Origin of the sequence: Trueperella sp. LYQ143 (assembly GCF_046599595.1) — a bacterium.
In the GTDB taxonomy this organism is placed as follows: domain Bacteria; phylum Actinomycetota; class Actinomycetes; order Actinomycetales; family Actinomycetaceae; genus Trueperella.
In genome coordinates this window covers 54,940-70,347 of the sequence record NZ_JBKIWR010000010.1, presented here as the reverse complement: position 1 = coordinate 70,347, position 15,408 = coordinate 54,940, and the positions used below count along the sequence as shown (strand labels likewise).

The 15,408-nt window shown below is 57.6% G+C and carries 8 protein-coding genes and 1 tRNA gene; 5 read left to right on the top strand and 4 right to left on the bottom strand.

Going from position 1 to position 15,408, the window contains the following annotated elements; translation table 11 throughout:
• Positions 1-153 precede the first annotated feature (153 nt).
• From ACLHIL_RS05130 to ACLHIL_RS05115, 4 genes are all read left to right on the top strand, one after another.
• Positions 154-900: a metal ABC transporter ATP-binding protein gene (locus ACLHIL_RS05130; RefSeq protein ID WP_411296880.1), complete on the top strand. Its 747-nt coding sequence runs from the start codon at positions 154-156 to the stop codon at positions 898-900.
• Positions 897-2,225 carry a metal ABC transporter permease gene (locus tag ACLHIL_RS05125; protein ID WP_411296879.1) on the top strand — a complete coding sequence of 443 codons (1,329 nt, stop codon included), beginning with the start codon at positions 897-899 and terminating at the stop codon, positions 2,223-2,225. Before ACLHIL_RS05130 ends, ACLHIL_RS05125 begins: the two co-directional genes overlap by 4 nt.
• Positions 2,225-3,103 carry a metal ABC transporter permease gene (locus ACLHIL_RS05120; RefSeq protein WP_411296878.1) on the top strand — a complete coding sequence of 293 codons (879 nt, stop codon included), beginning with the start codon at positions 2,225-2,227 and terminating at the stop codon, positions 3,101-3,103. The genes ACLHIL_RS05125 and ACLHIL_RS05120 overlap by 1 nt, the downstream gene beginning before the upstream one ends.
• A 121-nt stretch (positions 3,104-3,224) precedes the next feature.
• Positions 3,225-3,299 (top strand) — tRNA-Asn (locus ACLHIL_RS05115).
• Between the two features lie 121 nt (positions 3,300-3,420).
• Here the strand turns inward: ACLHIL_RS05115 and ACLHIL_RS05110 are convergent.
• Positions 3,421-3,879, bottom strand: a complete 459-nt coding sequence (locus ACLHIL_RS05110) for a TM2 domain-containing protein (RefSeq protein WP_411296877.1) — start codon at positions 3,877-3,879, stop codon at positions 3,421-3,423.
• 155 nt (positions 3,880-4,034) lie between these two features.
• Here ACLHIL_RS05110 and ACLHIL_RS05105 point away from each other — a divergent pair, with 155 nt between their 5' ends.
• On the top strand, positions 4,035-4,181 hold the full coding sequence (locus ACLHIL_RS05105) for a hypothetical protein (protein WP_411296876.1): 147 nt from the start codon (positions 4,035-4,037) through the stop codon (positions 4,179-4,181).
• Between the two features lie 78 nt (positions 4,182-4,259).
• On the opposite strand, the gene ACLHIL_RS05100 is transcribed toward ACLHIL_RS05105, so the two are convergent.
• The 3 genes from ACLHIL_RS05100 to ACLHIL_RS05090 all read right to left on the bottom strand — a co-directional run bounded on the left by ACLHIL_RS05100 (position 4,260) and on the right by ACLHIL_RS05090 (position 15,364).
• Positions 4,260-4,862, bottom strand: a complete 603-nt coding sequence (locus ACLHIL_RS05100) for a biotin transporter BioY (RefSeq protein ID WP_411296875.1) — start codon at positions 4,860-4,862, stop codon at positions 4,260-4,262.
• Positions 4,863-4,925: 63 nt separating this feature from the next.
• Positions 4,926-5,420, bottom strand: a complete 495-nt coding sequence (locus tag ACLHIL_RS05095) for a holo-ACP synthase (RefSeq protein WP_411296874.1) — start codon at positions 5,418-5,420, stop codon at positions 4,926-4,928.
• Positions 5,421-5,479: 59 nt separating this feature from the next.
• Complete coding sequence (locus ACLHIL_RS05090) at positions 5,480-15,364, bottom strand: fatty acid synthase subunit beta domain-containing protein (RefSeq protein ID WP_411296873.1); 9,885 nt, start codon at positions 15,362-15,364, stop codon at positions 5,480-5,482.
• Between the last annotated feature and the right edge of the window lie 44 nt (positions 15,365-15,408).

Genomic DNA, 15,408 nt, shown 5'->3' with positions numbered 1-15,408 from the left:
TAGGGGGGGAGAAAAAGGAAGGAAAGAAAAGTGTTGAGGGTGCTGGGGAGGGGAGGGGGGGGGGGGGGGGGGGGGAACACCCCCCCCCCCCCCCCCCCCGCCTGCACCCCTCCTCGCCCACACATCATCACATTGAAAGGCCTATCACCCGCGATGTCTGATATTGCCTGTTGCACCCAGCAGTTATCAGTAGCCTATCGGAGCGATCCGGTACTACAGTCAGTAGATTTCCAGGTGCCCGTCGGAGTCGTCATGGGAATCGTCGGCCCGAATGGAGCAGGAAAATCAACCCTGATTAAGGCAATGTTGGGCCTGGTTAAACCCCTTGCCGGCGAGGTGCAGTTTTTCGGGCAACCACTGGATCGCGTGCGCCATCGCGTCGGATATATGGCGCAATCCAATACCGTCGATTGGGATTTCCCGACTACCGTCCTCGATGTGGTAACAATGGGCACCTATGGTTCATGTGGCTTTTTCCGACGCCCCGGCAAGAAGCACAAAGCCCTGGCACACTCGGCACTCGAAAAAGTCGGCATCGCTGATTTGGCTCGACGCCAGATCGGGGAACTCTCCGGCGGGCAGCGCCAGCGCGTTTTTCTAGCCCGTGCTCTCGTCCAAGAACCCGACCTCTACATCATGGATGAGCCTTTTCAAGGGGTGGACGCGAAGAGCCAGGCTGCGATCCTCAGTGTCCTGCACGGCTTAACCCACGCAGGAAAAACCGTCATCATTGTGCATCACGATCTGGCAACCGTAACCGATTACTGCAATTACGTCACCCTCATTAACCGCACGATTATGTCCTCTGGTCCAGCAGCCTGCGCCTTCACCAAAGAAGCAATCCGCCGAGCCTACGAGGTCAGCGGTCACGACAACGCTTTCGTGAGGTTTGCGTCGTGAGTATATGGGAATTCTTTGCCGACCATACGTTCCGAATGGTGTTCTGGGGCACGACGATTATCGGCTTCATCTCCGGAATGCTTGGTTCTTTCGCTTATCTGCGCAAACAATCTCTCAGCTCCGACGTCATCTCACATTCGGCTCTGCCTGGGACTCTGTTGGCGTTCCTCGTACTTGTCAATTTCGGGGCTAATGGGCGTAATATCCTCGGGCTTGTTATCGGAGCAGTGGTTATTGGAACGCTGGCCGTCGTACTGGCAAATATGATTGAACTACATTCAAAAATTCGCATTGATACCGCGATGGCAATAGTGCTCTCCACCTTTTTCGGGGCGGGCATGCTACTGATGAAAATTATTGCCAATGGCGCCTACCCTGGAAAAGGCGGGATTCAGGATTATCTCTTTGGTAACGCCTCCGTTATCACCTATCAGGACCTTTACACCTGCATCATTGTTGGAGTAATCGTCATCGGGGTAACGCTAGTGTGCTGGAAAGAGTTCACTTTGCGCTCGTTCGATCCGCAGTACTGCCACGTGTTAGGGATGCCAGGAAAACTAATTGACGTGGTGATGTTTACGACGATTGCGGTGGCAGTGGTGATCGGGGTGAAATCAGTGGGCCTAGTGCTCATGGTGGCTTTCGTCGTCACCCCACCGGCGGCTGCCCGCCAATGGACGAAACGAGTGGGAACAATGGTATTCCTCGCCGGTTTACTGGGAGCGACGGGCAGTGCACTAGGAGCATATCTATCCATACGGATGGGGCGTATCCCCACCGGACCGCTTATCGTGCTCGTACTGTTTGTTATTTTTCTGGTGTCGATTGTGTGCGCTCCGGGGCGTTCGGTTGTGGTGCGGATGATCCATCGGTGGCGGGCGCGTCAGGAACTTATGCGGGCTGTGGTAGCAGAGCGTTCGGCTGCTATGCGGCAGACGGCAGAAAATGCGTCCGGCTCTGAGCCGAAAAGCCTTCGCGGCGTGCTGCAGGAGGGAGTGGACGCCTTGCCCTCAATATATCGGTCTCAAGATCTAACAGCACATACCGACTCCTGCTCGGCACAACCGGATACCTCTGTGGATTCTCACCTGCCCAGTTCTCAGGGGTATAGCGCCGGATCAGAGGAATATGCCGCTGGTTCCGAACTGCACGCGGCGAGGTCTGACCACTGTTCGCCACTCCAGGTACCTTCCCACGTGGGCGTACCGGCTGCTGTTAGATCAGGCAAGCAGGATTTTTCTGAAGATACCGTGAGCCCGCCCGCCTTCAGTTCCGCATTCAATTCTTCGTTCAGTTCCGCCGGTAGCACAGAGGAGGAAAACTGATGAGTTTTCTTATGGGGACGCTGCTTTTGGCGGTAGTGACGGCAGTGGCGTGCGCTATTCCTGGAGTGTTCGTCGTGTTGCGCCGCAGTTCCATGCTGGTTGACGGCATGGGTCACGCAGTATTGCCGGGGATTGTCGTCGGCTACTATTTCACACACGATCTGCGTTCGCCCCTGTTAATCGTGGGGGCAACGCTTGCTGGGGTCTTCGTCGTATTAGGCAGTGAATATCTTGCCCGTTTAGGGGTGCTGACGGGAGATGCGCCGCAGGGCCTCATCTTTCCGGCGCTCTTCTCCGCTGGCGTCATTATGATTACCCTGAATTTTGCGAATGTTCATCTCGATACGCACGCGGTCCTCGTCGGTGATCTGAATCTGATTTCTTTCGATCAACTTATGATCAACGGAACCTCGTATGGACCGCGCTATATGTACGTCATGTTAGGCGTATTAGCGGTGAATCTTAGCTTTATCGCGGTGTGCTATCACCGGCTGAAAATAACAACATTCGACAACGAATTCGCCACTTTATTGGGGATGCGTTCTGGTGTGCTCAATGGAATGTTCATGTTCTTGGTGTCCCTGACGGTTACGGCGGCGTTCCATGCGGTAGGGGCAATCCTGGTGATTTCCTTGATTGTGGTGCCAGCAGCTACCGCCTATCTCCTGACCTGCCGGCTCGGCATCATGGTGGTTTTGGCTGGCGTCATTGCGGGCGGAGGAGCGGTGTGCGGGTTCTGGGTGGCCTACTGGACGGGGGCGGCGACTTCTGCGGGAATGGCAGTGTTTTATGGGTGCGTTTTTATCCTTGTGTTTCTTGGGGTGCAGGTGCGTCAACGATTCGTTCGGGCGCGGGCATACCGCCAGGCGAGCCGGTAGTATCGGGCGGAGGAGCGGTCAATATGCCACCTGGTAGGTCTGCGGTTGTGACTAGCCTCGCAACTGCGAACTTTTCCTGACGGGCTTTTATTGCTAGTCTTAATTCGTCTTTGACGCACATTCCCGCGTAGCTCAATGGCAGAGCGTCCGACTGTTAATCGGCAGGTTGTTGGTTCGAGTCCAACCGCGGGAGCCATAGATCCCCTAAGTCATCATGATGATGAGCTTAGGGGTTTTTGTTATATGGCTCTTTGTTATACGGCTCGCTGGAGTAGGTGGCCCATCGCCGTAACCTGCCGCAACGCAATCAGATGCAGCTAGGAGCGCAGCACTCGCCCGTCGGCATCGAAAGAAGCCCGATCTCCAGGCTTGGCAATGAGGATACAGATACCCTCCACTAAGCCCCAAATACCAGAAATAATGGAGAGAATCCCTAAAGAAAGAACGGTGATGAGGAGCTGAGCAAGCCCCCTGCTTTTGAAGCCGAGATAGAAATTATGAATGCCGAGTGCCCCGATCAGAATTCCAAGAACCCCGGCCACAACTTTAGATCGCTCTGAAAACGCCGGCGAACCCTGGGAGTAGCCATACACTGAGGTTTGCTGGGCAGGATAACCATAGGGTGCAGACGCGGATTGATAGTAGCCAGATTGTTGATTGGTAGACGCGCTGTAAAAGTTGGGATCGGAATGAGGATATTGTGCGGCTGAGTTTGGCAGATAGCCGCCGTTGCCATCTCCGGCTACGTTACGGGGGGGGGAGGTTGAATCGCTCATATTTAGCTCCTCAATGCGATAGGGAATTTATGGCTAGATTCTAGCAATACCGACGAGCAGCTCGGGCATGTTCAACAAGCAGGGCGAGGTAATCCGCGCGGCGAGGAGAGGAAGCAGCAGAAAACTCTCCACTGATAAACGCGAAAGGATCTTGTATGCTCCGCAGAATTGCCGCTCATTCGAATATTCCTGCCGGATGGAGTCTTGGCACTGCCAGCAAATTAGTAAAACCGGCGTCCGGATTCCAGATGGAAATAGAAAGCGACGAAAAACGGGGAGAATATGGCGCGGGAATACGGTGATAGTAACGGGATATGAGCAGATAGATAAAAACAGGCAGCGAGTAAGCCTACTCGCTGCCTGCGTTCCTACCAGAAAGATCACCGTCGATGCGTCGGTGTGGTAAATCTCCACAGTGCGCTGATGATCGCCACGCCAAGAATCATTTTGACAACCCCGCCAAGAATGAAAGGAGTGACTCCAGTGTTAAGGGTTGCTGCCAGGCTCAACGTCGTACCCGCCTGGTGCAGCATCCACCACATATACGGCACGCCAAATAGGAACGGAATAACCGAGGCAATTCCGAAAGCCGCAAAGGATAACCACTGGTGGCGATCCCACCGGCGTTCTGCCAGCCGGCCAATGACGTAAGCCGTCGGAATAAACCCAATGATGAAGCCAAAGGACGGTTTCGCAATCGCTGCCATCCCGCCAGTGAAATTAGCAAACCACGGCATTCCTGCCAGCCCTAGCAGAAGATACAGCAACAGTGCATGTGCTCCTCGGCGTGCGCCAAGAGCTGCGCCGACGACCATTACGCCGAGCGTTTGTCCGGTGATTGGAACCGGCCAGACGGGAACACTGACCTGAGCAAGAACTCCCACTGCGATAGCGCCGGTGACGCTGAGAGCAATATCGCGCACCAGCGAAGCGCGGGGAACCCAGGTATCGGCAAGAACAGGTCGGATAGATAAAACAGTCATAGCTTTCTCCTTTGAGCGGATCAGGTGACAAGTTAGAGATATCGCGTACCTCGGGACATGAGGTTATGTGAGCGGAAAACTCGGATCGTGAGTAGGGAGAGGCCCGCTGGCGTCTTCTTCACTGACGGCAACCCAGGCCACGGCATAGTCCACGTCATGACTTAAAGACACAGACCAGCAGTAACGGCTCATACGTTGCGTCGCTAAGGCCTCCAACTGGGCGGCTGCTTGCCCATGCCAGCGCAATTGGGGGCGATGCCAGGCGTCACGGATCACCTCAACATCGCTCCAAGAAAAATCCTGCGGCGCAATCATGGGTGGTTCGCCGAAAAGCAAATCGGACCACGCCTTAACCGCTGCCTCCTTAGCAGCCCAACGAGCTGCCAAAGAAGCATAGGTGCGCGCAGGTGGGGGTGATGAGGGGCGTGATTGAGTATGAAGTCCAGAATCACGCCGCTCACGTGCGGTAAAAACATGAGCGAACTGAGTTCCAGGTTGTTCCATCTGTGCCTGAAAAGATGGAATATGAACCAGATCGATGCCAATACCGCGTCTCATTTGTATAGATACCTTTCTATGTGGCTATTGCAGAGGATAAGAAACCCTGTGCGGGGTGGCTACGCCCGCTGTTGCCGAAAGACGCCGTCGCTATCGAGCCGCGCCTGCGGATCCAAAAGCAGGGCTGCCTCAACCTCGTGGGCGTCATCTGCTTGATCAAAACGCCGATGCGCAATAGGCGTGAACAAGGTGGCAGCATGCGTCATCGCGGCTTCGAAGCGCCCCTGCCCGTGGCGCAGTCGTTTCTGGGCGCAATTCCGCCATTGCGCCACGGCCTCATTCCCACGTTCTGCCGCCAAAACCGCCATAAAGGCACTCGGATGTGCAAGGGCGACGAGCGCTGCCACATGCCCGAATCCCAATGAGGTCAACATGGCGGCGCGAACTGGCTCGCGTAGCGTCAACGGCTCACGCAGCCACACCAGTGGGGCGTGTTCGCGCATGACCGGATCCACGCAATCCAGCGCCTGATTGGCCGGTAACTGCCCAGTGCGGAATACGTCGCACAAGCCGCCGATTTGGAATACGGCTGCTCCTGCTTTGGCATGCCCAGTGATCGTCTTTTGGGAAATGACGTACAGCGGATTGCCGTCGCTTCGCCCCAAAGCGCGAGCAAGGCGGGCATGTAGTTCCGCTTCGTTGGGGTCATTCGCATGGGTAGACGTGTCATGCTTCGATACCACAGCAATGTCATCTGGCGTCAGCCCTAATGCCTGCAAAGAACGGGCCAGGTGAGAAGCTGATCCGCCGCGGCCAGCAGCGAGCGCACCCATACCCGGAGCCGGAATAGAGGTATGTGCTCCGTCGGCAAAGGACTGAGCGTAGGAGATAACCCCGTAGACGGGCAACCCCAGATCTGCCGCTACCGTTGCCGTGGTGAGCAAAATCGTTCCGCCGCCTTCTGCCTCCAAGAATCCGCCCCGACGGCGATCTCCCGCGCGCGAAATAAAGCGCGGCTCAATCCCCTGCGCCAGCATGGCATCCGTATCGGCAGTGGCATTCATATCCCCAAATCCGGTGAGGGATTCGACGGAAATCCCGTCAATACCGCCCGCAACCACAAATTGCGACTTGCCCAGGCGCAACTTATCGACAGCTTCTTCGATAGACACTGCCGCAGTGGCACATGCCCCTACCGGATGAGTCATCTGCCCATATCCACCGATAAAGGACTGCATGGTGTGAGCAGCCACAACATTAGGCAGTGCCTCTTGGAGAATATCTTGGGGGCGATCTTCACCGAGGAAACGATCGAGGAACACCTTGCGCAAGGAGTTCATCCCGCCGATTCCGGTGCCCTGCGTGGAGGATACCTCGGCTGGATGCACAGCTTGAAGTAGCTCAATTGGGCTAAATCCAGCATGAGTGAAGGCATCGACAGCCGTCACTAAATTCCATACAGCCACCGGATCAAGGGAGTCAACCATAGCGGCCGGGATTCCCCACTTACGCGGATCGAATCCCTCAGGGAGTTGACCGGCGACGTGCCGGCTCAATGCTGCCCGACGCGGGACGCGCACCGGCGCACCAGCTCGTTTGCGCACAATCCATTCACTGTTGAGATCCCGCTCGTCGAGAGGGAATATCTCGGTGAAGTCCGGATCAGCTAGGCGGTATCGCTCTGCCTCGGCTTCGTCAGAAACTGAGAACTCTTGATCGGATTCGAGATAGACGGTTATCACGTCATTCGATCCGCTTTCGATGATGTGCTCAGTATCGGTTAATTCGCGGATTCCACAGCGGGCAATCACCTCATCGCGGAAGCGCTTATAAATATCTTCCTCGGCAACCCGATTGCCCTCGCGGTCATACCAGCCAGCGACGGGCGAATCGTTCCAGGTGAGCAGGTCCATCATCCAGGCCAGCTCTAAAACTCCGGCGGCGGTTAGATCGAAATTCTCACTGAATTCGGCAGCGAAACGGGTTCGACCCGATCCCCAGGCGCTGACTTCGCCGATTCCGACGATAACGATCGTTTCATCCAGGCGCGCTGTCACCGATGGCCACGGCATCTGTGGCGCTATGGTAGCTGGCAGCAAGGTGGGCAGTGCCGCGATCTGTGCCGGTTGTGGAACTGCGCTAATACCGAGGTGGGCGCCGCTATTTTGAGCAGTGGTTGTCGATAACTGCTCATTGGCTGACGATAGCTGCCTGCCAGCGTTGCCCGTATCCGATACCTGCCCGAACTGCCCGCCAGCATACTCGGCGCTGTGCTGACCAAAGTGCTGCTGGGTTTGCTGGGATTGTCCCGCTTGTCCGGCTTGTTGTGCCTGCTGGGAGGCGCGCTCGTGCGCGGCCAGCTCGGCAAGGTTGAGGCGTGCGCTGGCCAAACCGCCGGTCAGATCGACATCAAGCGGCTGACGGCTGGCTGCCGCTCGGTGTTCCGCGTCAGTGAGCGCAATCAGTTCCTCGGCAATCTCGTCGGTGGAGTACACGTGTACCCCAGCCGCCTGAGCTGCCGGAACGAGCACGTCATTGCCTCCCATCAGCCCAGTGCCGCGCACCCACCCGATCTGGGCGCGAACCAAGGAAATACGATCGGGCCAGGAGCGCTCTGCCGACCACTTATTCATAATGGCGTCAAAAGCGGCTTTCGCTTCACCGTAGGCTCCATCTCCGCCGAATGTCCCTCGGTTCGGTGAGCCAGGCAAAATGACGTGGACGCGATGTGAAATCGCAGTCGTGCGTCCGAGCTGTGCAAGCTGGGCAATAGCCCGCTCAACGCTCCACAGCAGCAGCCGCATCTGCCCACTGGCTTCACTGGGATTATCGCCCATCATGCCCTGCACCCGAGGTGCGGCAAAGGGGAAGAACACAGTGGGAAGTAGTGCCGGCTTGAGAACTTTCGTCGTTGCCCCGACGGCTTGGGTGTATGGCGTTCCGATCCATTCAATGAGCGCATCGACGTCACGGAAGCTACTCAGATTTGCTGGAACGAGCCACAGCGCTGCCGAAACGGATGCGTGCTGGCGATACAGGCGCTTTGCCCATGCGAGCCGCGCCGGAGTGATCTGCGAAGCGGTCATAATAACCGTTGCCCCTTGGCCTAGTAGGCGGGCGACCACAGCTTCCGCAATGGAATTCGGGGCAGCGCCAGTAACCAGCGCAATATCCGCGGATTCGCGCTCATCTGCCGGACGTTCTGCCTGCTCGGCAACGGCCAGGAAATATTCGGCGTGTGGGGAAGCGTCCTGACGGGCATACCAGCGGGCAAGTTCTGCCACAGCGTGACCACTGCCCCGGAAATGCTCTTGGGGGACGTCACACGGGCGAGTTCCAGCGTAGATCTGTGCCAAATCTTCGCGCAGGCTGGCCCAGCGATCATCCAATAAAACAGTTTGTTCACGGACGAAGCGCGGCGTGATGGATTCCAGCCAACGCGGGCCAAGTTCGGCGTCGATAGCGGTATTGAGTTCCGCTAGCGCCCCGAGAGATTCTTGCTGATCGTGGAGATACGCCACGGCTTGGGCTGCCTTAGGCGTCATCCCCAGGCGGGCCAGCAGATCGCGGGCATGACCAGCGAGAATTCCATCTTCGGCGAATAGCTGACGACGGAGATCGTCTAAGGCAGCAGAATCAATTACCTGATTAGTGTTGCCTGCCCCGCTGTGTGGTGGAGCAACGTGTACGTTATGCCGCGCCGCCACCAAGGAGATAGCACTATCAATGAGCCCATCCAGATCAGCAGCGCTACTGACGGATAGCGGCAGTGTGGCCAGCGCCCCGCCGCGCACCGAATCGCCATCGCGCGATCCGAGCAGGATTTCCGCATGTACGTGATCGACCCAGCTAGCAGGTAGCCCCCAGGTGCTCGTTATCCGATCGGAGATATGGCTCGGTTTCACACCGACACTGCCCAGCAGTTTTCGCAGTCGGGCAGTGACGGCTTCCCGCAAGACCGGCCCTAAGGTGCGGTACGTCCCCGCCACGCTATCAACGTGCGGAGCTAGCGTCCTGATCGTTGCCTCGGCTGCCCCGTCAATGGACGGAACGCCCAGCTCTGCGGCCATATCCATGAGGATCTGGTTGCGCTTGGAGGAAACTCCGTTTGTCAAAGATTCCACGGTATCCTCAGCGCTGATTTGTTCGCGGGTAATGCGATTAGCGTAGGCCAAGAGAATTTCCACGGCATGCGAGGCGCGCAAAGGCAGCTCAGGGGCGTCACTGGCGGCAATCGCGGCGGAGGAATCGCTGGTGAGAACGCCCGCACTATTGGGTAGCGCCGCCCCCGACTGTGCGGTTTCTGGTGCTGCTGAGCTGGCATGTGTTTCGGCGTTAACCTCGGCATTTTCCGTTACCGCGGCAGGGCTCGCAGCAGAAAGACGTGCCTCGTTCTCGGTATTTCCACGATCTGCTGGATTATCGCTAGCTGCGTCCAATACCTCGGGCGCTGCCTGCGAATCGGTATAGGTGACGCGGGCTGCGTCGCGTTCAACATTCCAGATCACCACATGCTGACCAGCAGTCTCGTCAGCGGCTAAGGTCTTTGCTGCCAAGTTGGCCAAGGTGGGCGCTGAGCCGAGGCCGATTTCAATGGCCTGCTGGACGCCAGCTCCAGCCGGATCAGCGTCGGCATCACGGAAGAGATAGTTCTGCGTCTCAATCCAGCGCACGGGAGAGGCGAACTGCCAGGCCAATAATTCGAGCAACAGAGTCCGTGCGGTCGCCTGTGGCTGCGCGATCGCCTGATCCCACTGTGCCACTAAATCGGCAACTAGACGGGAGGGCACGACGTCAAGGATGGACTGAGCGAACTCCTGCGTCAGTTCAAAGGGGCGAGCCACCAAATTCGGCAGGTAACGCCCGAGTAGTGGGCGATAATCCACATTTTCTGGTAGCAGGTTATCTAAGGTGTGCCGGAATGCGTCCACGCCAGAGCGCAAGGCAGAAGAATGGAACGGGACGTCAATGCCAGGGATCAGCATGAACGGACGTTTCCCACCGGCTTCCTCAGCGCGCCGCCCCGCGTCGGCTTCCAACGCGCGAATACCGGCAACTGTTCCGGCAACCGCATACTGCGATCCAGCGAGATTGTAGTTGACGATCTCTAGGAATTCGCCGGTAGTGCGAGCAATCCCAGCGACGTACTCGTCCACTTCGTCATGACTGACGCCAAATTGGTTCGGGCGGAGCGCACCAAGTAGATAGTTGGAACGTCCATCAGCATCGCGGGGAACCAGATGATGCATAGCTGATCCGCGCTGATAGACGATCTCCAGCACCTTTTCTAAGGGGAAAATCTGGGCATAGGCCGATAGCGCGTTGTATTCGCCGAGGGAATGCCCAGCAAGGAAGGCATCGCGGGCGAGGAGTCCACGCGAGCGCAGATCCTCCGTCTGAGCATAAGCCAAGGTAGCTAACGCTGTTTGCGTGAACTGGGTGAGGTTGAGAACCCCGTCAGGATGGCGCAATACCTCGCCATTGACGGTAATCTGGGTGGGATTCTCGCGCACGATAGCTTCGATGGAGAAACCGAGCTGGGTGCGGGTATGCTGGTCGGCCCGCCGCCAAATCTCGCGAGCTACCGGCGAGGGGGATTCCAAGCCCATCATGGCCCGTTGGATTCCCTGACCAGGATAGAGATAAGCGGTTCGCAGCGGTGCGACGTGTGCCCGCCCGATAGCGACGATCTCATCTGCGATACGGCAGGTTGCTTCGAAAACTAGCGATCCGCCAGCGATCCGCCCGATTCGTTCAACCGTAATATCCACGGTATCGCGCAGATTCACCATGCCGAACATCTGGTATGACCAGCGTTCAATACGGTATCCGGTTGTGGCGTTTGCCGAGAGTGTCGGATCGGGGATCAGTTGAGCAGACATGGCATGTTGGGCGGTAGCGGAGAGCCACATGCCGTGCACCAGCGGCGCCTCCAGCCCAGCTAATTGGGCGGCCGCATAGGAGGTGTGGATCGGATTGAAATCCCCTGAGATATTCGCAAAGGCAGTCATATCTGCCGGCGCGCCCACTCGCCACCGGCGAATAAAGCTGCGCGGGGTATCTATCATGGCCTCGCCGCTACTCAGTGCCGGTGCGGCAGCAGGAGGTTGGGCAGAGGTGACGCGGCCGCGAATGGCGAAACGTTCAGTCAGTTCGGCCCAGACCTTTCCGTCATGGCGCAATAAAAGTTCCACACGCACCACGCGCCCAGAGGAGGATTCACTCAACTGAGCACACCAGGCTTCCACATCAATATTCGCCTCAGCCGGAGGGAGCTGCCCGACAATCCGGACGGTATGGTCCAGGTGGACGGCATTGATAAGCCCCTCAATGACGGGATAGCCCTGGTAGCGCGCCGAACCGAGCGCGGCATAAATGGCTGGCCAGCACGGGCCAACGAGCGCGTCAGGAACAAAAGAGGCAAGCTGTTCCGGGTGCTGCGTGCTAGGTGTGCGATGTAAGGCCTCGCCAGTGGCGCGGCGATGAATCGGGCCGAGATCGCGAGCAAAAGTGAATGTTGTATGCACCCGACCAAAGGGGGCGTTATCCCCGTCAGTTATCTGGACGGCAGGTAGCTCTGTGATCGCGTCTGCCGTCGTAGCAGACACGGAACCCACTCCGGCAGCGCCTGCTAATAGATCAAAGGCACTGACGGATAGCCGTTCCATATCCACTACCGGATACCCGCCAGTGTGGCACGATTCTGGCAGCAGGATCGGAATATCAATAGCGCGCACTGCATAGGGCTGCGAATCAGAGGTGGCTTCTGTGGTGAGGTCATCCCAGTAGGTATCGCAGGTGACGCGAATCGTCATGCCGGATTCGTCGGTGCAGATCTCAGTGCTATCCGCCTGGCTGACAAGCGGATTAGGCATGAGGTTGCCATTCCAGGATAGGAACGGTGTGTTGCGGAGGTACTCTTCGGCGTCGGCGGCGTTTGCCAGGCGCGAGAATACAGCCGGTGCGCCTTCTGCGCATTGCACATCAGCGACGACGGCCTGCTCATAGCGGGCAAACATCTGCCCAATGGGTTCGTCAATCCGATCAATACCGGCGACGGAAATTGGTCCAGGGATAATGCGCACAGCGTCAGCCGAGAATCGCGGATCTTGAGATTGCCAGAGGGTGTCCGTTCCCCACCAGCGCGCTAAATCGCCGTCCAGGACGGGCACGAAAGGCATCGGCTTATGGTGTTTGCGGCATAGTTCCACGAACCAGGCTGCGTCGGTGGCGTGGACGATCTGCGTGCGAGCCTCCGGATAGCGCTCAAGAAGCAAGGCAAGGGCTGCTGGAGCGTCGGCAATATCCTCCGAGGTGGGGAACAGGGTTGGAATCTGCCCATGATCGGTGGGGTTCAGGCGGGCTTCGATCCGGTGGAACAGATCAAAGATGCGATCCTGCCAGGTCCAATCGGCATAGGGGTAGCTCAGTTCGATAGCCCGTTCGATCCATTGCGCGTAGGTCATCTCGGCAACATCGCCAAAGTAAGGTTTAGCGGTTTGTGCCAATGCGGCGATGATGTCTTCGCGACGTTCAGTGAGCGCCTCGGGATCGCCGTTGATTTCATGGAGGAGTCGTGAAGCCCGCGCGGAGGCGTTATCGATTTCGTACATATCCGCGCTCAGGTGTGATAGCCCAGAGGTAATCCCGCCGGCGACTTCTCCTTGTGCGATCCAGCCTTCGGTGATTCCGGGTGTATCGCGCAGTAGCTCTTTGACCTGCGGGGAGGTGCGGGCTTCTTTTACTGCCATAGCAGCAGTTCCGACGAAAACGGCGTCCACTGGCAGGGCGGGCTTGTTGTAGGCGTAGGCCCAGCGTCCGGTGAGATAGTCGCTTGCTCGCTGGGGTGTTCCGATGCCACCTCCAACGGCTAAAACGACGTTCTTTGTTGCGCGAATATCGTCATAGGTGGCCAGCAGGAGGTCATCCAGGTTTTCCCAGGAGTGATGCCCTCCAGCATGTCCGTCCTCGATTTGCATGATGATGTCGTGCTCGGGGTTGCTGCGGGCGATATTGAGGACTGCGTGGATTTGTTCGGTTGTGCCGGGTTTGAAACTGATATGACGGAAGCCGTCGGCATGGAGTGAGGTCAGCAGTTCGCGGGCTTCATCAGGTTCTGGGATACCGGCTGCGATCGTCACCGCATCGAAAGGTGCGCCGTTTTGGCGGGCTTTTGCCACAATCCGGTTGACGCCGAATTGCAGGTTCCACATGAAACGGTCGAAGAACATGGTGTTGAATCCGGCAGTGCGTCCGGCATCAAGGAGTGCGGATAGGCCGTTCTTGTTGTCGGTAAAGACCTCTTCGGAGTATTGCCCACCGCCAGCCATTTCTGCCCATAATCCGGCGTTAGCGGCGGCGGCAACGATTTCGGGAGAGACGGTCGTCGGGGTCATACCTGGCAGCATGATGGGTGAACGCCCAGTTAGTCGCGTAAAAGCAGTATCAAGGACAGTGCGACCGTCGGGTAAGGTCACCAGCCGAGGCAGATATTCGGTATAAGAGCGCGGTTCGGGAATCTCCACGCCTGCGGTATCGAGATCCTGCATAGCTGCCGCAGTGGAGGCGTCGATAAATCCAGTGCCGCTGCCCTGCACGAGTGGGGCGCTCATACGGGTCAGGGCGTCGCTGGGGCCAAGATCGATAAACCAGAGCACTCCGGCTTCCTGGGCGCGAGTGATATGTTCTGGCCACTGCGCTGGGCAAACGAGGATCTCTTCGGCGAGTTTGCGCACGGTAGCGGGCTCTAATACGCCAAAATTCCCAGCGGCGGTGCCGTTTTCGGTGGCGGTGCTGTCATGCGTAAAATCGGCACTATTCAGGCTATCGGCGTTATTGCCATTGCCAGTGTTACCAAGGTGGCAGGTATTACCAGCATTGGCAGTGTCCTCAGCGCTGCCAGCATTATCGGCGTCACCAAAGCCACTAGAACCAGTATTAGAACCAGCGCTGCCAGCCTCAGCAGAACCGTCACCAAAACCAGCCTTGTCAGCTTTATCAGCGTTATTGGTCGTATCGGCACTGGCAGCACATACCCGATCTGCCCATTCGGTTAATAGCCTGAGGGCAGGAGCGAGCAGTTCGGTGTGGAACGGCGCGCTGATAGATAAGAAATCGCACTGTAAATGGGCTGGTGATCCGCCAAATTTGCGGGCAGCTAAATCCGCGTTGTACTGGGCGGCGGCCTGTTCCAGATCCGCGCGGAATCTCGTCAGCTCATGCGGGCTGCCTGCCCATACCTGTGAGTGCGGGCCATTAGTGACGGCCGGATACACCTCGGCGGGAATAGAGATGGGTAGTTGAGTAATTGCGCCGCGTACCGAGAGCATGGGGGAACTACCCTCCGGCTGTGACCAGTTATATTGGGCCGTGCCTGCGCTCGCGGCATAGCCGATCGCTAGAGCGGCAGCTAGTATGGAGGCCCGCAGTTCACAGCGATAATCAGGGTTTTCGCAGTTTGCGCCGCTCAATGAGTGGCTTTGTGTGCGGGTATCGGCGCCCTGTGGTGTGCCCTGCTCGCACTTGGCGTCGCTACATTGTGCTGCCAATGTGTGTTGCGACTGATCTTCGCTATCAGCACCGCGAGGCTGATACATACGGCGGGCTAATTCAGCAGCGAGAATTCCTTGAGAGTGCCCGAGGTAGGCTGTGGGCGGATTAGCTGCCAGATCCAGGTCGGTGTGCTCGAGGTTAATCAACTGTGCTATTTGGGTCAGCACAATGGCGGGCAACGAGATAGCTGCTTCGGTGGGCAGATTCAGTGCCGCATCGGCCTCACCTTTCATCACGCGATCCAGCTCTTCGTATGCGCCGGGCACACTCAGCACAAGATCCGGGCGAACGGGTGTCAAAATCTGCCAGGCTCGCTGGTAGCAGGCGCGTAATTCCGGGCCGGTTTGCGGATCAAGCAGTGCATTGCGCAGGGCTGGCTGCCAATATGCTCCTTGCCCGCCAAAAGCTAAGGCATAGCGCGAAGCTAGATCGGAGAAGAAAGGACGAGTCATCAGGATCTCCTACGAGGTTTAGGGCTTTGTGTTGAAGCCCGATG